The organism is Streptomyces sp. NPDC088732 (assembly GCF_044751205.1).
Classification (GTDB): domain Bacteria; phylum Actinomycetota; class Actinomycetes; order Streptomycetales; family Streptomycetaceae; genus Actinacidiphila.
Window position 1 is genome coordinate 395,100 of sequence record NZ_JBIVLI010000005.1, and the last position, 26,947, is coordinate 422,046.

A 26,947-nucleotide genomic window follows, 5' to 3' on the forward strand; every position below is an offset into this window, starting at 1 on the left:
AAATAGGGCAAACCCATGAATATGGGGGTATGAGTACGGCATACCCCTACGGCTTCGCCACGGGCCGCGGCCGTGGCTACCGCACCGACCAGGTGGACCGCTTCCTCGAGGAGTTGTCCGAGGACCGCGACGCCGCCTGGGAGCGTGCCGCACGGCTCACCGTCCTCGCCAACGAGATGGACGCCGAGTGCGCCGCCCTGCGCGACGTCGTCGCCGGCCTCGCCCCTCCCACCTTCGAGTCGCTCGGCGGCGGCGCCCAGGAACTGCTGCGCCTGGTGGAGGAGGAGGCCGCCGCCGTGCGCGACCGCGCCGAGGAGGAGGCCCGCACCGCGCACGACGCCGCCGAGGCCGCCCGGCGCACCCTGCTGGACGAGTCCCGTGCCGCCGCGCAGGCCCGCCGTACCCGTGCCGACGTCCAGGCCTCGGCCACGCTCGACGAGGCCCGCTCCACCGCCTCCGAGCTCGTCGGCACGGCCCGGCGCGAGGCCGCCCACCTGCGCGACGACGCCGCGCGGCGCCTCGACGCGCTGCGCCGGGACACCGAACGCGCCTTCGCCGCACAGGAGAAGGAGCGGCGCGAACGGCGCGACGCCCAGGAGCACGAACTCGCCGAGCGCGAGGCCGGCCTGGACGCGCGCCTGGCCGAACTCACCCACTACGCCGAGAACATGGTCGAGGAGGCCCGCCGCGCCCTGGCCGCCACCGAGGAGGCCGCCCGCCGCCGGGAGCAGGACGCCGAGGCGGCCGCGGCCGAACTGCTCGCCCAGGCCCGTGTCCGCGAGGAGCGCATCCGGCTGGCCGCCGAGCGCGAACTGCGCCAGCACGAGGTCCGCCGCGACGAGATCCGCGAGCATCTGGCGCACGTCCGCAGCAGCCTCGTCGCCCTCACCGGCGGCGAGGCCCCCGACACGGACGACACAGATGCCGCGGACTCGGGCTCCGCCACCGGGGAGGTGCCGCCGCCGGCGAAGTCCGATGACACCGACGACACCGACGACACCGACGACGCCGAGGGGAAGCAGGAGCCGTAGTCCCGCGGGACTACGGCTGCGGGTCCTCCTCCAGCACCGGGAAGCGGCGCGGGGCCACCAGGAGCACGGCGAGCAGCGCCAGCACGGCGGCCAGCGCCGCACCCGCGTAGACGTGGTTGACCGCGGCGGCGACCGCGCGCCGGACCGGCTCGCTCAGGTGCGCGGCGCCGGTGACCGCGTCGAGGTCGGTCCCCGAGCCGTGCAGGCGCGAGGCGAGGGTCGCGTTGGCGACGGCGCCGAAGACGGCGGCCCCGACGCTCTGCCCCACCTGGCGGCAGAAGAGGATCGACGAGGTCGCGGTGGCGCGCTCGCGCCAGGGCACCGTGGACTGCACGCCGACGATCAGCGGCAGCTGGAACAGGCCGAGGGCCGCGCCCAGCAGCAGCATGACGAGCGTGGGCTGCCAGGCCGGGCCGGCGTACGGGAGCATCACCAGCGCGACGAGGACGACGACGGCCGCCGCCATGCCGAGCGCGGCGGTGTCGCGGAACCCGATGCGCAGATAGACGCGGTTGCTCAGGGCGGCCGAGAGCGGCCAGCTGATCGTCATCACCGACAGCACGAAACCGGCCTGTATCGGCCCGAGGCCGAGCACGGTCTGCGCGTACGTCGGGAGGAAGACCGTCGGCGCCACCATCAGCACGCCGAGCATGCCGAGTGCGAGGTTGACCGCGACGATGGCGCGCCGCCGCCAGACCCAGCCGGGGATGATCGGCTCGGCCGCGCGCCGCTCGACCAGATAGGTCGCGACGCCCAGGACGACGCTGCCGCCGAGCAGCCACGGCCGGAGCGGGCCGCCCTGGACGAGGCCGCTGATGAGCAGCCCGCCGGAGAGGAACAGACCGAGCGCGCCGGGCCAGTCGACGCGGTGCCGGGTGCGGCGGGCGACCGACTCGCGCAGGTGGCGGGAGATGAGGAAGAGCGCGATCGCCCCGATGGGCAGGTTGATCAGGAAGATCCAGCGCCAGCTGGCGTAGCCCGACAGCAGCCCGCCGCACAGCGGGCCGACGACGGCGGAGACCGCCCACACCGTCGAGATCGCCGCCTGGATGCGGCCGCGCTCCTTGAGCCCGTACAGATCGGCGGCCACGGTCTGCACCGTGCCCTGGATGGCGCCGCCGCCGAGCCCCTGCACGATGCGGAAGGCGATCAGGCCGGCCATGTTCCACGAGCCCGCGCAGAGCAGCGACCCCAGCAGGAAGATCGCGATGCCGACGAGCAGCACCGGCTTGCGGCCGAAGGTGTCGGCGAGCTTGCCGTAGACCGGCAGGGTGACCGTGACCGCGAGCAGGTAGCCGGAGAAGAGCCAGGAGAAGACGGAGAAGCCGCCGAGCTCGCCGACGATCTGCGGGACGGCGGTGGAGATGATCGTCGAGTCCATCGCCGCCAGCGCCATCGCCAGCATCAGCGCGGCCACCACCGGCCCGCGGCGGATCGGCGGCGCGGCCACGGCCGCCGCGGTCGTGGTCTGATCGGTGCCCTGCACGGGAGAACCCCCTGGATCTGTGTACGACACACTTTTTCATGTCCGTACGGGTGCCGCACAGGGGGTTCTCGCAGGCCGGACACCCGGGCTTGAGCCTCCCGCCGCGGGAGGGTGCAGCATCGACCCCGAGCCGGGTCACCCGAAAGATGCAGTCCCCCTAGGGGGCGCACCGAGTTTTCTCCTACCCCCGGTTCGTACCGGCGGAGGACGAGCCACCCCTCCCGGGCTCCCTAGCCTTCTCGGTGGGGCTAACCCCCGGGTCGATACGGAGACCCGCACCATCGTCCAGGCCCCCGTCCGGCAGCCAGTCTGTAGAGGCGATGGCGCACGTCCGCACCAGCCAGGACATCCACCAGGAAAGCAGGACAGACAGTGACAACGGCAGTATCGATTCCCAAGTCCGGGGGCAGCGGAGAACGTACGGCCGTTGCCGCCAGTGCCCGCGGCGTGACCAAGGCGTACGGTTCCGGCGAGACCCGGGTCGTGGCCCTCGACGCGGTCGACGTCGACATCGAGCGCGGTCGCTTCACCGCGATCATGGGGCCGTCCGGCTCCGGCAAGTCGACCCTGATGCACTGCCTCGCCGGCCTCGACACCGTCACCGAGGGGCGGATCCTCGTCGGTGACACCGAGATCACCGGTCTCAAGGACAAGAAGCTCACGCAGCTGCGCCGGGACAAGATCGGCTTCATCTTCCAGGCCTTCAACCTGCTGCCGACGCTCAACGCGGCCGAGAACATCACGCTGCCCATGGACATCGCCGGCCGCAAGGCCGACCCCGAGTGGCTGCAGCGCGTCGTGGAGACGGTCGGCCTGGCCGGCCGCCTGAAGCACCGGCCCGGACAGCTCTCCGGCGGCCAGCAGCAGCGCGTCGCCGTGGCCCGCGCGCTCGCCGCCCGCCCCGAGATCATCTTCGGCGACGAGCCCACCGGCAACCTCGACTCCCGCGCGGGCGCCGAGATCCTCGGCTTCCTGCGCCGCTCGGTCGACGAACTCGGCCAGACCATCGTCATGGTGACCCACGACCCGGTCGCCGCCTCCTACGCCGACCGCGTCCTCTACCTCGCCGACGGCCGGATCGTCGACGAGATGCGCGACCCGACCGCCGACTCCGTCCTGGAGCGCATGAAGGACTTCGACGCCCGCGGGAGGACGTCGTGACCGTCCTCAAGACCTCCCTGCGCAACTTCGTCGCGCACAAGGGCCGCATGGCGCTCTCCGCCATAGCCGTCCTGCTGTCGGTGGGCTTCGTCTGCGGCACGCTCGTCTTCACCGACACGATGACCTCCACCTTCGACAAGCTCTTCGCCGCCACCGCCTCCGACGTCACCGTCACGCCCAAGAGCGCGCCCGGCAACGACGGCATGCAGATGACGGCGAAGGCCGCCACCGTGCCGGCCTCCGTGGTCGAGCGGCTCAAGACCGTCGACGGCGTCAAGGAGGCGACGGGCGAGGCCGGCAGCCAGACCCTGACCGTCACCGACAGCTCCAACGACAGCCTCAGCCCCACCTCCGGCGCCCCCACCATCGCCACCAACTGGGACTCCACCGAGGAACGTTCGGTCGACCTCACCTCCGGCCACGCCCCGCGCGGGCCCACCGAGGCCATGGTCGACGCCGACACCGCCGACAAGCACCACCTGAAGATCGGCGACGAGATCCGCGTCATCGCCATCCCCGGCGAGTTCCGCGCCCGGATCACCGGCATCGTCACCTTCAAGGTCACCAACCCCGGCGCGGCCGTCTTCTACTTCGACACCGCCACCACCCAGACGAAGATCCTCGGCGCCAAGGACGTCTTCAGCAGCGTCGGCCTGACCGCCGCCCCCGGCGTCAGCGACGACCAGCTCAAGAAGAACGTCGCCGCCGCGCTCGGCACCACCGGCGGCTACAAGATCCAGACCCAGGCCGAGTGGACCGCCGAGAACAAGAAGGACATCGCCGGCTTCCTCGACGTCATCAAGTACGCGATGCTCGGCTTCGCCGGGATCGCCGTCCTCGTCGGCGTCTTCCTGATCGTCAACACCTTCTCCATGCTGGTCGCCCAGCGCACCCGCGAGATCGGCCTCATGCGCGCCATCGGCGCCAGCCGCCGCCAGGTCAACCGCTCGGTGCTCATCGAGGCGCTGCTCCTCGGCGTCGTCGGCTCCGTCCTCGGCATCGGCGGCGGCGTCGGACTCGCCGTGCTGCTGATGAAGCTCATGGGCAGCATGGGCATGAACCTCGACACCTCCTCGCTCACCGTCAAGGCCAGTACGCCCGTCGCCGGCCTGGTCCTCGGTGTCGTCGTCACCGTGCTCGCGGCCTACCTGCCCGCCCGCCGGGCCGGCAAGGTCTCCCCGATGGCCGCCCTCCGCGACGCCGGCATCCCCGCCGACGGCCGGGCCGGCCGGGTGCGCGCCATGATCGGCGTGGTCCTCACGCTGGCCGGCGCCGGCGCCCTCGTGGCCGCCTCGCGGGCCACCAAGGCCACCGACGGCTCGGCCTTCCTCGGCCTCGGTGTCCTGCTCACCCTGGTCGGCTTCGTCGTCGTCGGGCCGCTGCTCGCCGGCTTCGTCGTCCGCGTCATCAGCGCCGGCGTCCTGCGGGTCTTCGGCCCCGTCGGCCGCCTCGCCGAACGCAACGCGCTCCGCAACCCCCGCCGCACCGGCGCCACCGCCGCCGCCCTCATGATCGGACTCGCCCTCGTCGCGGGCCTGTCCGTGGTCGGCTCCTCCATGGTGGCCTCGGCCAGCGACCAGCTCGACAAGTCGGTCGGCGCGGACTTCATCATCGCCTCCGACAGCGGCCAGCCCATCACCCCGCAGATCGAGAACGCGATCAAGGCCGCGCCCCACCTCGCGCACGTCACGGACTACAAGTCCCTCGACGCGAAGATCACCACCCCCGACGGCGCCGTCTCCGACACCAGCATCTCCGCCGCCGACCCCACCTACGCCCAGGACCTCCAGGTCAAGACCGTCGCCGGCGAACTCTCCGCCGCCTACGGGGCCGACGCGATGTCGGTCGGCGAGAGCTTCGCCGACAAGCACCACGTCACGCTCGGCGACACCCTCACCGTCCACTTCTCGGCCGGCAGTACCGCGAAGCTCAAGGTCACCGCGATCACCACGAAGGACACCGCCTTCGACGGCGGCGCGATGTACACCAACATCACCACCGCGGCCCACTACGTCCCCGCCGACCGGATGCCGATCAACGACATCATGTTCGCGGCCGCCGAGGACGGGCAGCAGGACGCCGCGTACGCCGGACTCAAGAAGGCCCTGCACGACTTCCCGCAGGTCCAGGTCCGCAACCAGGCCGACTACAAGCAACTGCTCAAGGACCAGATCGGCCAACTGCTCAACCTGATCTACGGCCTCCTCGCGCTCGCGATCATCGTCGCGATCCTGGGCGTCGTGAACACGCTCGCCCTCTCGGTCGTCGAACGCACCCGGGAGATCGGCCTCATGCGGGCGATCGGCATGTCCCGCCGGCAACTGCGCCGCATGATCCGCCTGGAGTCCGTCGTCATCGCCCTCTTCGGCGCGATCCTCGGCCTCGGCCTGGGCATGGGCTGGGGCGCCACGGCCCAGAAGCTGCTCGCCCTCCAGGGCCTCGGCATCCTCGAGATCCCCTGGCCGACGATCATCACGGTCTTCATCGGCTCCGCCTTCGTCGGCCTCGTCGCGGCACTGGTGCCGGCGTTCCGGGCGGCCCGCATGAACGTCCTGACGGCGATCGCGACCGACTAGCGCCGCGCCACGATGTGGGGGGCGGGGTTACCCGCCCCCCCCTCCCGTGTGCCCTGTGAAGTCACGCGCCCCGACGCGCGTTGTGGGGGGCCGGGTTCGGGGCCTCCGGGGCTGCACGTCCTGGACTGGATATTTACGTGCGTTTCCAGCGCCTGCCGTTGTTCGCCCCGGATGCCGCACACAAATATGCCGAACGTCCAGCACATCCACCCTCCCCCAGCTACCGCTGGGAGGTGCCCCCACCTCCCCCGCCCCCTCCGTTTCGCCATGCGCCTGATCCCCGGTGGGGGTGAGAAGGCGGCCGTGGCCCGGGCCGCAGTCAGCGCGGCGGAATCGGCCGCAGGAGAACGGCCACCAGCCTTTGGCCGGGGGGTTCCCGCAGGTGAGCATTCGCGCCTGATCCCCGGCGGGAGCAAGGAGGCGGCCAGACCACCCGTCGGTGCGGCACGGTCGGCTGCGGTCGATGATCAGCCGACAGACAGCGTTGGGCGGCCCGGCGGTCCTCTCGCGACGCTTCCCGGTGCGTTGGTGGTCCGGCCCGGTCCGGGTGCCTACAGGGGACGGCCGCGCTGCGCCGATGACGGCTTGAGCACGGTGCCGCTTCAGACCACCCACCGGGGATCAGGCGCTTGCAACTACGGAGGGGGCGGGGTCGTAGGGGTGGCGTTCTGGACACTGGAGCATATTTGGGTGCACGACCCGGAGTGATCAACGGAATGCACCTGAGGCACCTAAATGTGCTGTCCAGAATGGCAGCCCCGGAGGCCCCGAACCCGGCCCCCCGACAACGCGCGTCGGGGTACCTGACTTCACAGGGCTGGGGGCACCCCCGGCCGAAGGTTGGGGGAGGGCGGGCGGGTGGGGAAAGGGGCGGCCCCCGAAGGGAGGCGGCACCGGGTGTCAGCGAAGCGTCGTACGCTGGGACACCCCGGCCCGTTCCCACGCGTCGGGCTGTTCGCGCTGCCCCGCCTGTCTGCCTCTGGGACGGAAAGCCACATGAGCCTCAACGGTCTGCTCGACGTCGTCGTGGACGACCCCGCGCTCGCGGAGGCGGTCCGTGCCGCAGCCGACGGCAACCGCCCGCACGTCGATCTCGTGGGCCCGCCGGCGGCCCGCCCGCTGGCGCTGGCCGCGCTCGCGGCCCGCACGGGCCGCACCGTGCTGGCGGTGACGGCCACCGGCCGCGAGGCCGAGGACCTGACGGCGGCCCTGCGGTCGCTGCTGCCCGCCGACTCCGTCGTGGAGTACCCGGCCTGGGAGACGCTGCCGCACGAGCGGCTGTCCCCGCGCTCGGACACCGTGGGCCGCCGGCTGGCGGTGCTGCGCCGGCTGGCGCACCCCAGCGCGGACGATCCGACCGCCGGTCCGGTGCGGGTCGTGGTCGCGCCGATCCGCTCGGTGCTCCAGCCGCAGGTCAAGGGCCTGGGCGATCTGGTCCCCGTGGCGCTGCGCACCGGGCAGACCGCCGATCTGAACGCGATCGTGGACGGCCTCGCGGCCGCCGCGTACGCCCGTGTGGAGCTGGTGGAGAAGCGCGGCGAGTTCGCGGTGCGCGGCGGCATCCTGGACGTCTTCCCGCCGACCGAGGAGCATCCGCTCCGGATCGAGTTCTGGGGCGACGACGTCGAGGAGATCCGCTACTTCAAGGTGGCCGACCAGCGGTCGCTGGAGGTCGCCGAGCACGGTCTGTGGGCGCCGCCGTGCCGGGAGCTGCTGCTCACCGACGAGGTGCGGGCCAGGGCGGCGGAGCTCGCCGAGCAGCACCCGCAGCTGCGGGAGCTGCTGGACAAGATCGCCCAGGGCATCGCGGTGGAGGGCATGGAGTCCCTCGCCCCGGTGCTGGTGGACGACATGGAACTGCTGCTGGACGTGCTGCCCGCCGGGGCGATGGCGGTGGTCTGCGACCCGGAGCGGGTGCGGGCCCGTGCCGCGGACCTCGTGGCGACCAGCCGGGAGTTCCTGGAGGCGTCGTGGGCGGCGTCCGCGGGCGGCGGGGAGGCGCCGATCGACCTGGGCGCGGCCTCGCTGTGGGGCATCGCCGACGTCCGCGACCGGGCCCGGGAGCTCGGCACCCCGTGGTGGTCGGTGAGCCCCTTCGGGGCCGACGAGGACGCCGTCGACGGTGAGGCCGACACCCTGAAGCTGGGCATGCACGCCCCCGAGCTCTACCGCGGCGACACCGCCCGCGCGCTGGCCGACACCAAGGGCTGGCTCGCCGAGGGCTGGCGCACGGTCTACGTGACCGAGGGCCACGGCCCGGCCGCCCGCATCGTGGAGGTGCTCGGCAACGAGGGCATCGCCGCCCGGCTCGACACCGAGCTGTCCGGGCCGATCGAGCCCGCCGTCGTCCATGTCGCCTGCGGCTCGATCGAGAGCGGCTTCGTGGACCCCGCGCTGAGGATCGCCGTCCTCACCGAGACCGACCTGTCGGGCCAGCGCTCGTCCACCAAGGACATGGGCCGGATGCCGTCCCGGCGCCGCAAGACCATCGATCCGCTGACGCTCCAGTCGGGCGACTTCATCGTGCACGAGCAGCACGGTGTCGGCCGCTACGTGGAGATGGTGCAGCGCACCGTGCAGGGCGCCACCCGCGAGTACCTGGTGGTGGAGTACGCGCCGGCGAAGAAGGGCCAGCCGGGCGACCGGCTGTTCGTCCCGACCGACCAGCTGGAGCAGATCACCAAGTACGTCGGCGGCGAGGCGCCCTCCCTGCACCGCCTGGGCGGCGCGGACTGGACGAAGACCAAGGCGCGCGCCAAGAAGGCGGTCAAGGAGATCGCCGCCGACCTGATCCGGCTGTACTCGGCGCGCATGGCCGCCCCCGGGCACACCTTCGCGCCGGACACCCCCTGGCAGCGGGAGCTGGAGGACGCGTTCCCGTACGCGGAGACCCCCGACCAGCTCACGACGATCGCCGAGGTCAAGGAGGACATGGAGAAGTCGGTCCCGATGGACCGGCTGATCTGCGGCGACGTCGGCTACGGCAAGACCGAGATCGCGGTGCGGGCGGCCTTCAAGGCCGTCCAGGACGGCAAGCAGGTGGCCGTCCTGGTGCCGACGACGCTGCTGGTGCAGCAGCACTTCGGGACCTTCTCCGAGCGCTACTCGCAGTTCCCGGTCGTGGTGAAGGCCCTGTCCCGGTTCCAGAGCGACAGCGAGGCCAAGGCGGTCCTGGAGGGCCTGCGCGAGGGCTCGGTGGACGTGGTCATCGGCACGCACCGGCTGTTCTCCTCCGAGACGAAGTTCAAGGACCTCGGCCTGGTGATCGTGGACGAGGAGCAGCGCTTCGGCGTGGAGCACAAGGAGCAGCTGAAGAAGCTGCGGGCCAACGTCGACGTGCTGACCATGTCCGCCACCCCCATCCCGCGCACCTTGGAGATGGCGGTCACCGGCATCCGCGAGATGTCCACGATCACCACCCCGCCGGAGGAGCGGCACCCGGTGCTGACCTTCGTCGGGCCGTACGAGGACCGGCAGATCGCCGCGGCGATCCGGCGCGAGCTGCTGCGCGAGGGCCAGGCCTTCTACATCCACAACCGGGTGGAGAGCATCGACAAGGCCGCGGCGCGCCTGCGCGACCTGGTCCCCGAGGCCAGGGTCGCCACCGCGCACGGGCAGATGGGCGAGTCGCAGCTGGAGCAGGTCGTCGTCGACTTCTGGGAGAAGAAGTTCGACGTGCTGGTCTCCACGACGATCGTCGAGTCCGGCATCGACATCTCCAACGCCAACACCCTGATCGTGGAGCGCGGCGACACCTTCGGCCTGTCCCAGCTGCACCAGTTGCGCGGCCGGGTCGGCCGCAGCCGCGAGCGGGGCTACGCGTACTTCCTGTACCCGCCGGAGAAGCCGCTCACCGAGACCGCGCACGAGCGGCTGGCGACCATCGCCCAGCACACCGAGATGGGCGCGGGCATGTACGTGGCGATGAAGGACCTGGAGATCCGCGGCGCGGGCAACCTGCTCGGCGGCGAGCAGTCCGGCCACATCGCCGGTGTCGGCTTCGACCTGTACATCCGCATGGTCGGCGAGGCCGTCGCCGACTACCGGGCCGCGCTGGAGGAGGGCGGCGGCGAGGCCGAGGAGGCCCCGCTGGAGGTCAAGATCGAGCTGCCGGTCGACGCGCACGTCCCGCACGACTACGCGCCCGGCGAGCGGCTGCGCCTGCAGGCCTACCGCGCGATCGCCTCCGTCAACTCCGACGAGGACATCAAGGCCGTCCGCGAGGAGCTCACCGACCGCTACGGCAAGCTGCCCGAGCCGGTGGAGAACCTGCTGCTGGTCGCCGGGCTGCGGCTGCTGGCCCGCAAGGTCGGTGTCGCCGACATCACGCTGCAGGGTGCCAATGTGCGCTTCTCGCCGGTCGAGTTGCGCGAGTCCCAGGAGCTGCGGCTGAACCGGCTCTACCCGCGCACGGTCGTCAAGGCCGGGACCAAGCAGATCCTCGTCCCCCGCCCGAGTACGGCGCGCATCGGCGGCAAGCCGGTCGTCGGGCGTGAACTGCTCACGTGGACGGCGGAGTTGCTGACGGCGGTGCTCGGGGGCTGACGGGGGCGGAGGGGATTCTCCGCGTCCGGGTTCCCTCGCGGGGGAGTGGCATGTCTCACATCCGTCACACAGGCATTCCCTGCCCCACGAAGGATGGTTATGGTACCTACCGCCGGGCGTCAGCCCGGCTGGTGGACGCGGCATGCCCTGCCCCCACCGACCGGCGGTCCGGTCGGCGATCCGGGGTACACGGGAACCGGGACGCCCTCCCGCGCGGGGAGAGAGCCGTGCCCCCGAACACACGTGATCCGGAGCCCGGGCCGGACGACGTCCGGACCCGGTAAGCCCGACAGGGAGTGAGCACGATCTCCGTGCAGCCGACCATCACCGCCCCCGCCACCGCGACCGGGCCCGTCACCGCGGCAGAGACCGCTTCCGCCGAGGTGCCCCCCGCGAAACCGGTGCGTGAGCACCGGTACGACATCGACCTGCTGCGCGTCCTGTGCTCGATCGGCGTCATCGTCTGCCACGCCGCGGGCCAGTTCCTGAACGTCGTCGGCCGCCACCCGTCGGGGGGCGCCCCCGTCTACTGGGTCGCGCTCGTGGGCCACGGACTCAGCCGCTGCGCCGTGCCGCTGTTCTTCGCCATGGCCGGGTGGGTCGTGCTGTCCGGGGCGCCGCCGCGCAGCGAGGCGCAGGTGCGGACCCGGCTGGTCCGCATCCTGGTGCCCATGGCCGTCTGGACGGCCATCTACCTGCTGTGGGGCTGGGCGCAGGACACCAACCCCCACTCGACGAAGCGGCTGGCGTACGAGTCGCTGTTCGGCTCGGTCGCTCCGACCCTGCACCTGTGGTACCTGTACGCCTACGTCCCGGTGATCCTCGTGCTGTCCATGACGTCCCTGGTCAAGGACGGCAAGCGGCCCTGGGGCCTCGCGGTCGTGTTCCTCGCCCTCGCGCTGACGCCGGCCTTCCTCGACGACGCGGCGGGCGTGCTGAACATCGACATTCCCGAGTTCACCTGGGTTCCCCTGCCCTACCAGATCGCCTACGCGGCCGTCGGCGCCTTCCTGCTGGCACTGCCCGCGTCCGCCACCACGGGGCGGGGCCGGCGCACGCTGTGGCTGGGCGCCAGCGTGTGCGCCTGGGCCGCCGTGGTCCTGTACGAGCACTTCGTGCGCAACCCGGCGCCGTACGACGGCTTCATGATGCCGATCCTGGCCGGCACGCTGCTGATGGCGTTCAACCGGCTCACCGTCCCCAAGCGCTTCCGTCCGCTGCTCTCCAAGCTCGGCACCGCGGCCTTCGGCGCCTACCTGGTGCACCTGCTGTTCCTGAAGCTGCTGGCCCGCCACCTGGTCACGCCGGACGCCGGCTGGCTGGGCGCGCTGGGGCTGATGACCGTGCTTGTGGGAGTGACGGCCGTGCTGTCCTTCGCCGTCAGCATGCTGTGGACGCGGCTGCACCTGTCGCGCTGGCTGGGCTGAGCGGCTCGTCGGGCCGGAGGGGGACCGCCCGGGCGTGTTCGGCGCCGGGCGGTCCGGAAGGGGTCAGCGGCGGGCGGCGCGGAGACCGCGCACCAGGCGCCGGACCGCGGGGTTGCGGCGCAGCGTGTCGGCGCGGCTGGGGTTCCCGCCGGGCAGACCGAGGCGCGTCAGCCGCTTCTCGCTGAAGTACCGCGCGTTCTCGGCGAGATGGCCGTCGAGCCAGGCCGCCGCTTCGCCCTTGAGGGCGGCGTACGCCTTCGGCTGCATGCAGTAGCCCACCGCCCGCACCAGGGGGGCCAGCTCGCTCCCGACCCGCTCCGGGTCCCGGTGGAGCGGCGTGCCGATCGCGGCCGCGTCCTTCTCGAGGTCCGGCAGGACGGCGTCGATGACCGTCAGCGGCACCCGGTTGCTGTTCTCGTACGGGGTGAGGCGCTTCAGCAGTTCTTCGGTGCCCACCCGGGCGACCGGGATGCCGTAGAACGCGGAGGCGGTCATCAGCGCGGTGGAGAAGCAGCCGACGACCAGCCCCGGGCGCAGGTACTGGTAGACGGTCTCGGCCAGCAGGGGCGTGTCCAGGACGGTGAGCGCGACCCCGAGTTCGGCCGCGGCCTGCTCCAGTGACCGCGAGTACTGGGCGGGCGCGCTGGGGTGCGGCTTGAACAGCAGGTGCCGGTGGCCCGCGGCCACGGCGCCGCGGAGCATCCGCACGTGCAGTGCGTCCTCCTCGGCCACCGTGATCAGTTCGAGGGCGGAGAGGTACTGGCCGAGCAGCACCGCCGTCGGCCGGTCGTCCGCCGGGACGAGCTCCTTCAGCAGGGACACGCCGTGGCCGCCGATGTCCTCCAGGACCTGCTGGAAGGTGTCCCCGGGGATGACGACCGGTTCCACCCCGTACTCGGACAGCAGCAGGGGCCGCAGGCCGGGGACCAGGTCGAGGTGGAGGAGGCGCCGGAAGCGGTTGTGCAGGTCGGCCGGCATGCGGTTGCGCGTGGGGCCGTAGCTCATCAGGCCGTCGGCGTACACATGGATCGGGCTGTCGGCGAAGATGTCCGCGACCGCGCGGGACGGGTTGGCCTGGATGGACTCGCAGGCGATCTCCACCGGCCCGTCGCCCAGTTCCCAGGCCAGGCGCAGCGCCCGCTCCCACACGGGGATCTCCTCGGGGAGAGGGGACCAGCCGGCCGGGTGGTGCGGGGCGATCATCTCGTTCCACGAGTAGACCGCGTCGTACTCGGGCCGCAGTTTCTCGAATCCGGCCATGCGGTCCACCGGCGTGGTCAGTTCGGGAATCGCCGAGGTGTTGCTGATCACCAGCACCCGCCGCCGCCCCTCACGGGAGCCGAAAAGCCCGGCCTTCACAGCGGCGGTTATGGTCGCGGCGGCGTACTGCGTCGCCGCGAAGAATATCTGGGTCATCTCGAAGGCTTCCTTTATGCCCGCGTTGCCCGCGCATACCTGGCGTGTGCACGGTCTACCGGGCCGGCTGCCTCGGGGCGGGTGGCAAGACCCGTCAGTATAGTCGGACGCCGCTTCGCACCCCATGGCGAAAAGGTTGCCGGAAGGTTAACGCGGAGTTTTCGGCCACCGGCCACCCCTTCCCCGTGGATCCCGGTACGGAAGTGAACGCCAGGGGAAGCTGGCACCAGGAACGGGTGAACTCTGCTCCCAGTCACTCGACGCGTGACTGTGGGATCCTTCATTATTCAGTCGGTGCGTCGAGGCACTTGGCTGTTCGATTTGTCCGCCTGTCGGCCGGAGGGGCGCGAGATGGCCGGGTCCGCAACCCGGTTCTGCCGCGCCAAGGGAATAAAATGCATATAGCGATTTTTGTCGAGAACCGGAACGGGGTCGACCTGGCCGGCAAGATCATGCAAGCGGAGGGAGCCGGAGAACACACGTTCTCGGTGATCACCGCGGACCTGGAGGGAAACGTATCCCGCTGGATCCGCGATGAGGCAGCCATCCGTCTCGGCGGCATACCGGCCCGCAATCTCTTCAACGAGGGCGAGGCTCTCGACGACGGCGCCTTCTACGAGGAATTGAGCCTCCGGGTCGTCGCTTTCGTGGAGGAAAAGGGAGTCGACCGGCTCGTTCTCTTCAACGACCAGTCGCAGCGCGGCAAGCGGGTCACCCAGGCGCTCAACCCCCGGCTCCCCGTGATCCTGGTCCAGGACGGACACCTGGACTTCCACTACAAGGAGCAGCGGGCCGGCCAGCGCGACCAGAACTGGTACTACGGCTCGTCCGCCCCCGCGGCCATCTGCGTGTGGGGTCCGGCGACCTACAACCACATCAACTTCCGCTCGTCGCAGGTCTCGACGCAGGTCCACATCACCGGCGCCCTGGGGCACAGCGACGACCCCGCCCTGCTGCAGGCCGCGCGTTCCGGTGTGCACCGCTCCTCGACGAGCGACGAATCCCGCCTCCGCTTCATCGTGCTGGACCAGCCGCTGGGCGACCAGCGCAAGCTCTCCGTGCGCGAGCACCGCCAGCACCTGAAGGAGATCCTCGAGTCGCTCACGGCCTACGGGGACGTGGACGTCAAGCCGCACCCGTCCTCGCTGCCGCAGCACCTCAAGTGGCTCGAAACCCTGCCCGACGTCACGGTGCAGAGCGCGGAGACCCTGCTGGACGCCGAGGCGCTCCAGTCCTACGACCTGGCGGTCACCTACTTCTCGACCACCTACCTGCAGACGCTCCGCGCCGGAGTGCCGCTCGTCCTGGTGAACCCGCTGCCGCTCAACATCGTCTTCCCGACCATCCACCACCCGCTCCTGCGCAGTGTCGGCTCCGCCGGTGAACTCACCGACGTCGTCAGCAGGCTCAAGAGCACCGGGAAGTTCCTGGCGAACACGCACGGGGAGCCCATCGAGCACTACCTCACCTTCAGTGAGGACGTCGCCGAGCAGATCCTGCGGGTGGTGGAGAACGCGGAGCTCCCCGCACCTCTGGCCGCCACCGCGGCCGGCGAGGAGGAGAGCACGCGGGTCGGGTCCGGCGCCGCGCCGCTCACCCTCGCGGAGCGGGCGTTCCTCGCCGTGCAGAAGCGCGCCGACCGCCCGAAGTCGCTGGCCGTGCTGGGCGCCGGCTTCTCGTACGTCACCGGTGTCGCGGTGCCGGTGCTCACCTACACCCAGTCGCTCCTGGCCGAGAGCCCGGTCGACGTGCGCTACTTCGACATCGCCGCCTTCACGCGCCCCGACGACCTGGCCGCCGCCCTGGGCGGTGCCGAGGTCATCATGGTGAACAGCCTCGCCCTGTTCTGGCGTTCGCCCATCGGCAACGCCACCGTCCAGGCGCTCATCGACTCCGGCCGCAATGTCGCGCTCTACGCGCACGAGACGGAGTACGTCTTCAACTGGGAGGCCAACCGGGTTCCCGAGCGCCACCAGGAAATGCTGAACATCCTGCCCAAGCTCAAGGTCCTGTGCGTGTCCAAGGCCCAGGCCGACATGTTCCGGCAGCTCGGCGTCGTCGACCCGATCGTCGTGTACAACACGGTGCCGCGGGACAGCCACCGCAAGATCGCCTCCCGCACCCCCAGCGCCAGCCCGCGCATCGTCATGGTCGGCACGGTCCAGGACCGCAAGGGCGTCGACCTGTTCTCGCGGGTGGCGGAGCGGGCGCACAGCCTGGGCCTGCCGTGGCGGTTCTCCTGGATCGGCTGGAAGACCCCGCGGGTCGGCGAGAAGTCGCTGCTGTCGGACCGCGTGGAGTGGATGGGAGCCCTCTCCCGCGACCGCGTCCGCGAGGAACTGGCCGCGTCCGACGTCTTCTTCCTGTCGAGCGTCGACGACCCGATGCCGCTGTCGGTCGTGGAGGCCGTGCAGCACAGGCTCCGCGTCGCCACCTTCGACCGCGTCGGGTCCAGGGAGGTCCTCCAGGGCGTCCCCGGGTACCGGTCCTTTGCCGAGTACACCCCCGAGGCCGCGCTCGAGGCGCTGCGCGAGGTGCTGGCGGACGAGGTGTCCGAGGCGGGGTACGCGGAGGTCGAGGAACTCTTCGACATCCCGGCCTTCACGACCCGTATGACCACGGCACTCGGCCTGCAGATGGGCGGTTCGCCCGTGGGCGCGCCGGGCGTGGGCACCGTGGACGAGGACGCGGACTCCGAGGACGGTACGGCGGAGGAGAGCCCGTTCGCCGCGGCGCTCGTGCAGCAGGTCCGCTTCCTCACCGAGGACTTCGTGGAGCACTTCAAGGCGGGCCGCGACGAGGACGCGCTGCGCGTCGGCGCGGAGATACTCCGCCGCCGCCAGCCGGCGGACGTCGTGATCGGCATGGCGGAGATCCGGGCGCGCCGGGGCGAGAAGTCCGCGGCACTCAGCCTGCTCGCCGCGCTCGCCTGCGTGGGCGGCACCCGGTCGTGGGCGTGGACCGAGATCGCCCGCGTGGCCGGACTGCTCGGCCCGGAAGGCCGCGCCGTCTACCGCCTCGCCCGGCGCGAGGCGCTGCGCATCAAGCTCGCCAACCGCGCGGCGCGCAGCGGCACCCGGCGCTGACCCCTGGGGCCCCTGGGGCTTCCCCGCCCGCACCGGGCGGGGAAGCCCACCGCTCCCGGGTGAGGGCGTGCTGCGCCGGCCGCGCGGAGGGCGGGGAGCCGTCCTGCGGCCGGCGCGGTGGGGCTCTTCGGACGATGCGACGCTTCCCTCCGGCGGAAGGCTGGGGGAGTGCCGTGTTCGGGGGTGGCCCATAGGTCCGCGGGGGAGGGCGTGTTGTGACAGCCGCGCCGGGCTGCCCGTTGGGCGGGGTGCCGTCCTGCGGTCGGCGTGGCCGGGCTTTTCGGACGATGCGACGCTTCCCTCCGGTGGAAGGCTGGGGGAGTGCCGTGTTCGCGGGGAGCCCCAGCGGAGCCGGGGGAGTCGCGGACGGGGCCCCCAGCGGTAGCTGGGGTGGGAGCACCTCCCAGCGGTGGCTGGGGGAGATTTCGGAACCCGCGCTAGCGGCCCATCTGGCCGAGCCACGCCAGCGTCCGCCGCAGCTCGACCGAGAGCGGGTGCCGCGGGCCGTGCACGCGGTCGGAGTCGTAGAGCAGCCGGGACAGCACGTCGTGGGCGCCCATCCGGTCGCCCACCGACAGCAGCAGGTGGCCGATGCGCCGCCGCACCTCCAGCGGCAGCTCCGGGTCGGTGGCCCGGTACTGCTCGAAGGACGGCAGCAGGGCGCGGTACTCGGCCAGCGCCGCCGTGGCCTCGCCGAGCTGCTCCAGGCACTGCGCCGCCTCGTAGCGGTACTGGAGCGACGGCCGCCCCGACGGGCCCGACTCCGCGGCGAGTTCGTCCGCGAGATGGCGCAACTCGGGCAGCGCGCGGCGGTACTGGCCGTCCTCCATCAGTGTGGCCGCGTACTGCTTGCGCAGCATGCGCACGACGGGGGAGTGCGCGCCGTGCTTCTCGGCCGCTGCGGGCAGCACGCCGCCCAGGATGTCGACGGCCTGCGTGATGCGGCCCGCGTCCAGCAGCCGTTTGACCTCGTCGACCGCCTCGGCGATGCCGTGCGCACCGGTCCCCGGGGCCGCCGCGGGCACGGGCGGCACCGCGGAGGGCGGCGGCGGCACGGCCGGCCGGTCCGGCCAGGGGGCGTGCGGGCGCAGGAAGGGCCGGGTGGGGTCCATCGGGCCGGGGCTGTGGTGGCCGGCGCCGGGCACCGGCAGCAGCGGCGCGAGCTGGCGGTAGGTCTCCTGCGCGTCCGCCGGGCGGTGCTGGGGGTCCTTGGCGAGCAGCCGGAGCACCAGTGCCTCCAGCGGCTCGGGCACTTCCGGGCGCACCTGGCGCAGCGGTACCGGCTGCTCGTACAGATGGCGGTGGAGCACGCCGAGGGCGGTGGACCCGGCGAAGGGCACTGTGCCGCTGAGGAGTTCGTGCAGCAGCACCCCGAGCGCGTACAGGTCGGTGCGCGGTCCCACGGCGCCGCTCATCGCCTGTTCCGGGGCCATGTAGGCGGGGGTGCCGATGGGCGTGCCGGTGTGGGTGAGACGCGTCGTGTCGGTGTCCAGCACGGAGGCGACGCCCAGGTCCAGGACGACGACCGAGCCGTCCGGGCGCACCATCACGTTGCGCGGCTTGAGGTCGCGGTGCACGATCGGCACCGCGTGCACGGCCGACAGCACCGCGCACAACTGCGCGGCGACGGCGACCGCCCACGGCCAGGGGTACGGGTCGTGCTCGGCGAGGTGGTCGGCGAGGTCGGCGCCCTCCACGTACTGCATGACGAAGTAGAGCTCGTCGGTGTCGCTGCCGGCGTCGTGGACGGTGACCAGACCGGGGTGGTCGACCTGGGCGGTGACCCGGCACTCGCGCAGGAACCGCCGGCGCAGTTCCTCGGCGTCGGCCGCGCCCGCGACCTTGTCGGGGCGCAGCAGTTTGACCGCGACCCGCCGGTCCAGCCGGCGGTCGTACGCGGTCCACACCTGGCCCATGCCGCCCTGGCCGAGGACCGTGGCCAGCTCGTAACGGCCGGCGACGATCCGTCCGTTCACCCCTGGTCCTCCTGCTTGCGCAGCAGGTCACTGAGTTCGTCCAGCTCGGCGCGCACCTGGTTGAGGCGCGGCGGGTGCGGCGCGACGGGCGGCTGCTGCGCCGGCGGGGGTGTGGGGACGGAGCTGTACGGGTTGTAGCCGCCGGGGCCCGGCTGCTGCGGGGGGTAGGGGACGGTCGCCGCGTACGGCGGGTACCCGGGCAGCGCCTGCTTGCGGTGCAGGGCCATGTCGGCCACGAGGTAGTGGACGCCGACCAGCGGGACCATGGAGATGACGACGATCAGCGCCGCGTCCGTCCAGGGGTTCGACTCCGGCAGCGTGCCGATGGTGGCGAAGGCCGCGACGGTCACCGCCGTGCCGGTCCAGAACAGCACCCAGTCCAGCGCCCTGCGGCGTTGCACCGCGAGGTGCAGCAGCGGCAGGCAGGACAGGAAACCGCAGCTCAGTGCCGTCAGTACGAGGAAAGTGGCACGCAGCGCCACTGCGGTGCCCCCGGACTGCGCGGGAGGGGGCGGCGGGACCGGGCCGGGGCCGTTCAACACTGCTCCTGGACTCCTGGACATGCGTACGGGACAGCTGCGGGTGGCATCGCGAGCGTATCGGCAGCAGCCGGCACTCGTTCACCCGATCCCCTAACTATTCGGGCCGTACGGTGCCGTCCGTCAAGCCGTCGTACAGACCTTGCACCAGTTGCTCGCCCAACTGCCCGGCCAGGCGCAGCGCCTCCTCGAAGACGGCCAGCGTCCGGAACCGCTCCCCGTAGCGCCGCTGGTCGGCCGGCGGCAGCCGGGGGACCTGGAGCCTGCGCACGTCGAGCCGGGTCGAGGTGGACGCGTAACTGCTGGCCTGGCGGTTGTTGGCGGTGCCGCGCAGGAATCCGGCGAGGAACCACGGGTCCACGGCGGCGGGGTCGGGGCGCAGCAGGTGCAGGTTGCGGCCGAGGGCGGCGCCCGCGGTGGCGGCGTCGACGACCCGCGCGGCCGCACCGCGGCCCAGGACCGGGACGACCACGTCGCCCTCCTCGACCAGTACCGGCGCGTCCTCCTGCGGCCCCTCGGGCAGGGTGCCGGTCGGGCCGGTGCCGGCCAGGACGTCGTGCTCGGTGAGCACGGCGGGGCCCCCGCCGGGGCCGCGGCTGCCCTGGCCGCCCGCGCGCAGCACCAGGGCCCCGGCCCGGGCCAGTTCGCCGACCGTGGTCAGCGGCCACCGGGCGGGCGGCGCGGACCGGGCGGGCCCGGGGGCGAGTTCGCAGGTGCGGCGCAAGGTGTCCGTCAGCAGGTCCCGCACATCGGTGAGTTCGGACGCGCCGGCACCGGTGGCCGGGGGCGGGAGATGGCGCGCGGGGGCGAGGTCCACGTCGTCGTCGAGGAGGTCGATGACGGGCAGGGCGCGGCTGACGCCCGGCCGGTCGGCGCCCGGACCGGCCGTCCCGTCCCGGTCGAAGGCGGTCCACGCGTCCAGCACGGTGGCGCGCACCGTCTGCCAGGGCACCTTCTCGCCGCCCGGCGCGGTCCCGCCCGGTGCCTGCGCGGCGTCGACCAGCAGCAGGTGCGGCGACGGCGGAGCACCGTCCCGCGGCCTGCGCAGGACCCACAGGTGCAGCGGGATGCCGTACGGGGGCGCGGCGCCGGCCGGCAGGGCGATCACGGCGCGCAGCGCGCCGCGCCGCAGCAGGTCGGCACGGACCCGGCGCCCGGAGCGGCGGGACGCGGCGGCCGGGGGCATCAGGAGCACCACGGTGCCGCCGTCGCGCACGCGGGCCAGGCAGTGCTGCACCCAGGCGAGTTCGGACTCGGTGCGGGCCGGGAAGCCGTACTCCCAGCGGGGGTCGTAGGCCAGGTCCTCGTGGCCCCAGTTGCGCTCGTTGAAGGGCGGGTGGCACAGCACGGCGTCGGCGGCGAGGCCGGGGAAGGCGTCGTCGCGGAGGCTGTCCCCGGCGGCCACCTCGACCTGCGCGGCGGGGTCGGCGTGCAGGGCCAGCCGCAGCGCGGCGAGCGCGGCGAGATCGGGGTCGGCCTCCTGTCCGCGCACCTCGTGGGGCGCTTCCACGGCGCGCAGCAGTGTGCCGGTGCCGCAGGCCGGGTCCAGCACGCTGCGGGCGGGCCCGGCGAGCGCCGCCATCAGTTCGGCGGGGGCGGCCGGGGTGAGCGTGTACTGCCGCGGGTTGGCGTCCAGGTGGCGGCCGAGCAGGAACTCGTAGGCCTGGCGCGGGCCCAGTTCGGCGGCGAGGCCGGCCGCGCCGCGCAGCAGGGCCGTGTCCACCGGCGCCCCCAGGGGGAAGCGTCCGCCGAAGCGCCGTTCCAGCAGCTCCCCCGCGGCGCGGGCGAGCGCGTCCGGTTCCGCGTGCCGCCCTTCATCGGGGTGTTCACGGACGAGCAGCAGGACGGCCCCCGCCTGCCGCAGGGCGGTCGCGGTGCCCGCGGGATGGGCCTCGGCCCGCTGCCAGACGCGTTCACGCAGCGGGACCTCGGCGAGTTTGCCCTGGCCGCGCAGCCACTGCTCGACCTCGGCGAGGGCGAAGGCCGGGCTGGTGTCGGTGCCGCCCACGGGTTTGGGGAAGTCGGGGTGCCGGCGGCGCCAGTTGCTGACGGCGGCGCGTCCCACACCGGCCAGTCGCGCGATGCCGGCGGCGGTGACTTCTGCTGCGTTCTCCGGCACCTGGCTGGATCCCCTCCCACGCGGGTCTCGATGGTGGCCCCGAGCATACCGATGAACGCCCGTTCCGGCCCTTCACAGCGTGAAGTCGCGTGAACAGAGAATCCATGTTGACTCGGTTCACAGGACATGCTGTGATTGACCCATCGGTTCACGGAGTGCCCGCAACCGCGACCGCCGCCGTACGAGCGGTCAGGGGGGGGCGCGGGCACTCCGTGAACTCGATCCCGATCTGCGCGAACGACAACGCCGGCGGCACCGCCGGCGCGACGCTCACCGCCCAGGACGCCTCCTTCGGCGCCGGCGGCTGCGGCGACCGGAAGAAGACGGGCCGACCACGCCCGCGCGACTCACCCAGGGGAGACCCACATGACCACCGTCCGCGCCGCCTTCACCGCGCTCGGCTGCTCCACCGCCGCCCTCGCCCTCGCCGCCTGCGGCCCGCTCGGCGCCGGCAAGGCCCAGCCCGCGTCGACGGCCCTGGCCGACCGGCCCGCCGCCGAGATCGGGACCAAGGCCCTGGCCGCCATGAAGTCGGCCTCCACGATGACCGTCGACCTCGACGGCATCACCGACGGGGAGCCGATGAAGTACCACATGACCATGACCCGCACCGGCGACTGCCAGGGCAACCTCACCATGGAGGGCGGCAACGTCCGCCTGCTGAAGTCCGGCGCCTTCCTCTACATGAAGGGCGACGACGCCTTCTGGTCGTCCCAGGGCTCGGACGGCAAGGCCGCCCAGGAGGTCATCGGGAAGCGGTGGATGAAGACGAGCGCCTCCGGCCCGGACTCCAAGGAGTTCCTCCAGGCCTGCGACCTGAAGGCGTTCCTCGCCGAACTCGACAAGGAGGAGGACGGCGACGACGACGGCACCAAGGGCAAGCCCACCACCGTCGACGGTATCCCCGCCCTGCCGATCACCGGCAAGGACGGCGCCGAGACGATCACCGCCTACGTGGCCACCCAGGGCAAGCCCTACATCCTCAAGGTCGTCACCAAGGGCGGCAAGGAGCCCGGCACCCTGCGCTTCACCGACTTCGACAAGGCGGCCGCCGTCCAGGTCCCCGCCGCCAAGGACGTCGTCGACATCGACAAGATGGGCAGCTGACCGGCCGCCGCCGGGAATTGCGTCAGTGCGTCACCGGAAAGGCCGAGGCGAACCGGGGACCGTCCGACCGGTGCTGCACGGGGAAGGTCACCTTGAGACCCTGTTCCTGGCCGGCCACCGAGAGGCGGGTGGCGTACTGGAGGCCGAGAAATGCCTTCTTCGAATTGCCTGCGGACACGTAGGGCCGGGGCAGATTCAGCATGAGCTTGCCCGGCTTGCCGCCCCGATTTCCGTCGAAGAAGAGCACGCGGCGGTCGGTCAGGGCGATGTACAGGGGGCGGGGGGTGACGGTGGCCATCACCGTGCCGGCGCTGAGCACACCGACCACTGCGGCGGTGAGGACCTGCTTGCGGACCGAGACCGTGCCGACAGCGGCCAGCGAGGTCAGCTCCACCTGCTCGCCCTGAAGGAGCAAGGGGGCGAGGGCTTCGAGCAGTTGGCGATTGCGGCGGGCGTTCAGTGCCATGGCTGACTTCCTGGCGAGGGGGACGGGCTGTGTGCGGCGAGTGCCGGACGGAGATTATGCGGTTTTCGTGGACGGAAGCCGATGGTCCGGTATGGACACAATCAAATTCACGTCAAGTCGGGTGGGGTGCGGCCGATTTCCCGGTCGGTCGATTCCCGCAAGGTTCGCTTAGGAGCCGCGTATGTCGCTTGTTTCTTCCCTGCCTCCCCCGGATTTCGAGGAGGCGTCCGCCCATCCCGAAGTCGCGTGGCTCCGCCAGGCAGCCGCCGCTGCCGACATGGAGGCGCTGCGCGGGTATGTCCACGGGCTGCCCGAGGGGACCGGCCGCGCCTACGCCGTCCGGACCGTGGCCGAAGTGCCGGGCGTCGAGCACGTCCTGCGCACGATGGTCGCGGCGGCTCCGGAGGACGTCTTCGCCCTCACCGTCCTCGGTGCCCGTGAAGTCCAACTCGGCTGGGAGATCCGGACCGCCAAGCGGGCGCAGAGCGTGAGCAGGGAGCAGTTCGCGGCGTTTCACGCACACCTGCGGACGGCGGAACAACTGCTGATCCGGGCCACCGCCCTCGCCCCGTCCTGCGGCACGGCCTGGGCGGAGCGGCTCAACACGGCCAGAGGGCTCCAACTCGGGCAGAACGAGGCACGCCGCCGCTACGAACGGCTGGCGAGGTACCACCCGCACCACTTCACGGGCCAGGCACGGCTCCTCCAGCAGCTGTGCCCCAAGTGGAGCGGGAGCTGGGAGGCCGCCCACGCGTTCGCCCGGGAGTGCATGCAGGGCGCCCCCGAAGCGACGCTGAACGCGGGGCTGGTGGCCGAGGCACACCTCGAGCACTGGAGCGCTCTGGACTCCGACCGCGACCGGGCCGAGTACCTGCGCCGGCCGCACGTCCACCCCGAACTCGTCGAGGCCGCCGAGCGGTCCGTGTCCCATCCGCGGTTCCGGCGCGACCACGGGTGGGTCGTCGTCCAGGGCTCCTTCGCGGCCCTGTTCTCACTGATCGGCGACACCGCCCGGGCCGCCGCCCACTTCCGCGCGCTGGGCAACCTGGCGTCCGAGTTCCCGTGGAGCTACCTCGGTGAGCCCGCCGACGTCTACGTCCGACACCGCAACGTGGTTCTCGCCAGAGGATGACCCGCCCATGCCGAACAGAGGCCTGAGATGAACCAGCAGGCCGCCGTCCACCACACCGAGGTCGACGGCATACCCACCCTCTTCACCTACGCCGCCGGGCCGATGCGCGCGGGGCTGGTCTTCCGTGTCGGTGCCGCCGACGAGACGCTCGGGCGGGCGGGCCTGACGCACCTGACCGAGCATCTGGCCCTGCACCGCCAGGGCCTGGCCGACTACCACTTCAACGGGGCGACCAAGGCGGCGTTCACCCACTTCCACGCGGAAGGCGCCGAGCACGAGATCGTCGCCCACCTCACCGGTGTCTGCGCCTCCCTCGTCGACCTGCCCATGGACCGGCTGGAGACGGAGAAGGAGATCCTGCGGACCGAGGAGTCGCGCCGCGAACCCGGCCAGCTCCCGTTGTGGCGTTACGGAGCGCAGGGGTACGGCCTGGTCAGCTACCCCGAGTGGGGTGTGCGGAACGTGAGTGCCCAGGACGTGTGGCAGTGGGCGCGGACCTGGTTCACCCGGGGCAACGCCACGCTGTGGATCGCCGGCGAGCGGCTGCCCGCTGGACTGTCGCTCGAACTGCCCGGCGGGGACCGCAGGCCGATGCCGGCGGTGACCTCCGCGCTGCCCGTCGCTCCGGCCTACTTCTCCGACGGGACCGGCGGGGTCCTGATGGACGCCGTGGTCACCGACACCACCGCCGCCCGGCTGTACGCGGCCGTCCTCGAGCGCGAACTGTCCCGCGCCCTGCGGCAGGAGGGCGGCTACTCGTACACCACGGCGGCCGACCACACCTCGCGCCGCGACGGGTTCGCCCTGGTGACCGCCTTCGCGGACGCCCTGCCCGCCAAGCAGGACGCGGTCCTCGGCGGATTCGTCGACGTCCTCGCGGGACTGCGGGCGGGCCGGATCGCCCAGGCCGACCTCGACGCGGTGCGCGGCCGCGCCGACGCGGCCCTGACCGCACACGACGCGGTGGTGCGCCGGCTGCCCGGCATGGCCGAGGAGCTGCTCGCCGGACGCCTCCCGCGCACGTCGGAGGAACTGCGTTCCGAACTGTGGGCGACCGCGCCCGCACATCTGCACGCGGTGGCCCTGGAGGCCGAGGGAACCGCCCTCATGCAGGTGCCCGCGCGGCACTCGGCGGACTGGGCCGGGTACACGGCGGCGCCGGTCAGGTCGCCGTACGCGGTCACCGGGCGGCGTTTCACCCAGAACCGCAAGGACGCCCCGGAGTTGGTCGTGGGCGACGACGGCGTCAGCCTGACGGAACGCCCGGCCGCCGGGACCGCCGGGACAGAACGTGCGGTGACCGTGCTCTACCGTTCCTGCGCCGCCATGCTGAGCTGGCCGGACGGCGGCCGCCGGCTCATCGGCACCGACGGCATCACGGTCGAGGTGGAACCGGGCCCGTACGGCATCGACGCGCACACCGTCGCCGTCATCGACGCCGCGGTGCCACCGGCGGCGGTGGTGCAGATGCCGCCCCGGCAGCCGCCACCGCGACGGGAGGCGGCCGGAACCGGCGACTCCGCTCCTGCCGTCACGCCGGCGGGTGCCGCCCGCACCCGGCGCACCGGGCTCCAGTCGGTGGCGATGGTCCTCTTCGGGCTGCTGGGCGGCTTCTTCGCCTTTGTGGCCCTCGCGTACACGGTCTTCGGCGCCGACGACCCGGAGACCGGCACCGGCGAGTGGATCACTGTCGCGGTGTTCCTGTGGGCCGTCAGCGCACTGCTGCTCTGGCCCGTCCTGCGGATCCGTCGGCGCACCACGCGACGGATATGATGCCGACCGCCCCGCACACGGAGGCCCGCGCACCCGCCGACGGCGGACGGAGCGCGGCCCGTCGGGGCGGTCGACGACTTCGCGGCGGAACGCACGCGTGCGTTCGCGTGTCATGAGCAATGAACAACGAATGGGGTGGGGATGTCCGGTCACCGGATGTCGAAGAAGCGTCGTTACATCGCCTGGGCGGTCGCGGGTGTCGCCGTGCTGGCGGGCGCCGGTGTCGCGGCGGAGGCCTCGATGGCGACCACCGTGTCCCGTCCCGCGCCGAAGGTGTACACGGGCCGGGCGTTCGACACCTGCACCGCGCCCTCTTCGGCGGCGATGAAGGCGTGGAAGTCCGCCGACTTCTACGGCGCCGCCGCCGTCTACGTGGGCGGCAAGAACCGCGGCTGCGCGCAGCCGAACCTGACCGCGTCCTGGGTCAAGACCGTGAGCGCGTCCGGCTGGAAGCTGATCCCGCTGTACGTCGGCGCGCAGCCGCCGTGCCAGACCAGCCGCAACCCGGAGAAGCTGACCGCCGCCACGGCCGCCTCGCTCGGCGCCACCGACGGCGCGGACGCCGTGGCCAAGGCCTCGGCGCTCGGCATGAAGGCCGGCAGCACCCTCTACCTGGACATGGAGTCCTACGACATCACGAACACCGCCTGCAACACCGCGGTGCTCACCTACATCCGCGCCTGGGACAAGACCGTCCACGCCAAGAACTACTGGGCCGGCTTCTACGGCTTCAAGAGCAGCAGCGCCGCCGCCGTGGCCAATGCCAAGGACCGCACCGAGCTCCCCGACGCCCTCTGGTACGCCCTGTGGGACCAGGTGAAGACGACGACCTCCGACTGGCCGTTCTCCAAGACGCTGTGGACCGGGCACCGCCGCGGCCACCAGTACATGGTCAACAGCAAGGAGACCCGCGGCGGTTGGACCCTCACGGTGGACCGCAGCGACTGGGACGCCCCGGTCGCCGTCACCGGCTGACTGCCGGGGGCGCGGACCGCGGGCCGGAAGGCCCCCTGCCGGTCCGCGCCCCCCACCCCCTACAGTGCCAAGGTGGTCACAACCAGGGCGGGTTCAACGGCGGTAACGGCAGCGGCGCTGCTCGCGGTGGTC

16 protein-coding genes are annotated in these 26,947 nt (G+C 72.3%); 10 read left to right on the forward strand and 6 right to left on the reverse strand.

Going from position 1 to position 26,947, the window contains the following annotated elements; all coding sequences use genetic code 11:
• The first annotated feature begins 29 nt into the window (after positions 1-29).
• Positions 30-1,031, forward strand: coding sequence for a cellulose-binding protein (locus ACIP9H_RS12140; protein ID WP_401587732.1), 1,002 nt, complete (start codon positions 30-32; stop codon positions 1,029-1,031).
• A 10-nt stretch (positions 1,032-1,041) separates the two neighbouring features.
• Here the strand turns inward: ACIP9H_RS12140 and ACIP9H_RS12145 are convergent, their stop codons facing one another.
• Positions 1,042-2,517, reverse strand: coding sequence for an MFS transporter (locus ACIP9H_RS12145; protein ID WP_401587734.1), 1,476 nt, complete (start codon positions 2,515-2,517; stop codon positions 1,042-1,044).
• A 372-nt stretch (positions 2,518-2,889) separates the two neighbouring features.
• Between ACIP9H_RS12145 and ACIP9H_RS12150 the strand changes: the two genes are divergently transcribed.
• The 4 genes from ACIP9H_RS12150 (at position 2,890) to ACIP9H_RS12165 (ending at position 12,226) form a co-directional block, all read left to right on the forward strand.
• Positions 2,890-3,678 (forward strand): ABC transporter ATP-binding protein, encoded by a 789-nt coding sequence (locus ACIP9H_RS12150; RefSeq protein WP_360910823.1) that lies wholly within the window; start codon positions 2,890-2,892, stop codon positions 3,676-3,678.
• Complete coding sequence (locus ACIP9H_RS12155; RefSeq protein ID WP_401587737.1) at positions 3,675-6,254, forward strand: ABC transporter permease; 2,580 nt, start codon at positions 3,675-3,677, stop codon at positions 6,252-6,254. The genes ACIP9H_RS12150 and ACIP9H_RS12155 overlap by 4 nt, the downstream gene beginning before the upstream one ends.
• Before the next feature lie 996 nt (positions 6,255-7,250).
• Positions 7,251-10,799, forward strand: a complete 3,549-nt coding sequence (gene mfd, locus ACIP9H_RS12160) for a transcription-repair coupling factor (protein ID WP_401587740.1) — start codon at positions 7,251-7,253, stop codon at positions 10,797-10,799.
• A 296-nt stretch (positions 10,800-11,095) separates the two neighbouring features.
• Complete coding sequence (locus ACIP9H_RS12165; RefSeq protein ID WP_401587742.1) at positions 11,096-12,226, forward strand: acyltransferase; 1,131 nt, start codon at positions 11,096-11,098, stop codon at positions 12,224-12,226.
• Between the two features lie 63 nt (positions 12,227-12,289).
• Here ACIP9H_RS12165 and ACIP9H_RS12170 read toward each other — a convergent pair whose 3' ends face one another.
• The gene (locus tag ACIP9H_RS12170) at positions 12,290-13,642 is read right to left on the reverse strand and encodes a polysialyltransferase family glycosyltransferase (protein ID WP_401587745.1); all 1,353 of its coding nucleotides are present in this window, start codon (positions 13,640-13,642) and stop codon (positions 12,290-12,292) included.
• 395 nt (positions 13,643-14,037) lie between these two features.
• Here ACIP9H_RS12170 and ACIP9H_RS12175 point away from each other — a divergent pair, with 395 nt between their 5' ends.
• Entirely contained in the window at positions 14,038-16,728 is a 2,691-nt protein-coding gene (locus ACIP9H_RS12175) for a glycosyltransferase family 4 protein (protein ID WP_401587748.1), read from the forward strand.
• A gap of 437 nt (positions 16,729-17,165) precedes the next feature.
• Here ACIP9H_RS12175 and ACIP9H_RS12180 read toward each other — a convergent pair whose 3' ends face one another.
• The 3 genes from ACIP9H_RS12180 to ACIP9H_RS12190 all read right to left on the reverse strand — a co-directional run bounded on the left by ACIP9H_RS12180 (position 17,166) and on the right by ACIP9H_RS12190 (position 21,362).
• Positions 17,166-18,644, reverse strand: coding sequence for a protein kinase (locus ACIP9H_RS12180; RefSeq protein WP_401588004.1), 1,479 nt, complete (start codon positions 18,642-18,644; stop codon positions 17,166-17,168).
• Between the two features lie 56 nt (positions 18,645-18,700).
• Positions 18,701-19,243, reverse strand: coding sequence for a hypothetical protein (locus ACIP9H_RS12185; RefSeq protein WP_401587751.1), 543 nt, complete (start codon positions 19,241-19,243; stop codon positions 18,701-18,703).
• 97 nt (positions 19,244-19,340) lie between these two features.
• The gene (locus tag ACIP9H_RS12190; protein ID WP_401958984.1) at positions 19,341-21,362 is read right to left on the reverse strand and encodes an N-6 DNA methylase; all 2,022 of its coding nucleotides are present in this window, start codon (positions 21,360-21,362) and stop codon (positions 19,341-19,343) included.
• A gap of 366 nt (positions 21,363-21,728) precedes the next feature.
• Between ACIP9H_RS12190 and ACIP9H_RS12195 the strand changes: the two genes are divergently transcribed.
• Entirely contained in the window at positions 21,729-22,469 is a 741-nt protein-coding gene (locus ACIP9H_RS12195; protein WP_401587756.1) for a hypothetical protein, read from the forward strand.
• A 22-nt stretch (positions 22,470-22,491) separates the two neighbouring features.
• On the opposite strand, the gene ACIP9H_RS12200 is transcribed toward ACIP9H_RS12195, so the two are convergent.
• Positions 22,492-22,935: a hypothetical protein gene (locus ACIP9H_RS12200; protein ID WP_401587759.1), complete on the reverse strand. Its 444-nt coding sequence runs from the start codon at positions 22,933-22,935 to the stop codon at positions 22,492-22,494.
• A 181-nt stretch (positions 22,936-23,116) separates the two neighbouring features.
• Between ACIP9H_RS12200 and ACIP9H_RS12205 the strand changes: the two genes are divergently transcribed.
• From ACIP9H_RS12205 to ACIP9H_RS12215, 3 genes are all read left to right on the forward strand, one after another.
• Positions 23,117-24,067 carry a hypothetical protein gene (locus ACIP9H_RS12205; RefSeq protein WP_401958986.1) on the forward strand — a complete coding sequence of 317 codons (951 nt, stop codon included), beginning with the start codon at positions 23,117-23,119 and terminating at the stop codon, positions 24,065-24,067.
• A 27-nt stretch (positions 24,068-24,094) separates the two neighbouring features.
• On the forward strand, positions 24,095-25,840 hold the full coding sequence (locus tag ACIP9H_RS12210; protein ID WP_401958988.1) for an insulinase family protein: 1,746 nt from the start codon (positions 24,095-24,097) through the stop codon (positions 25,838-25,840).
• Positions 25,841-25,981: 141 nt separating this feature from the next.
• Entirely contained in the window at positions 25,982-26,815 is an 834-nt protein-coding gene (locus ACIP9H_RS12215; protein WP_401587767.1) for a glycoside hydrolase domain-containing protein, read from the forward strand.
• Positions 26,816-26,947: the final 132 nt, after the last annotated feature.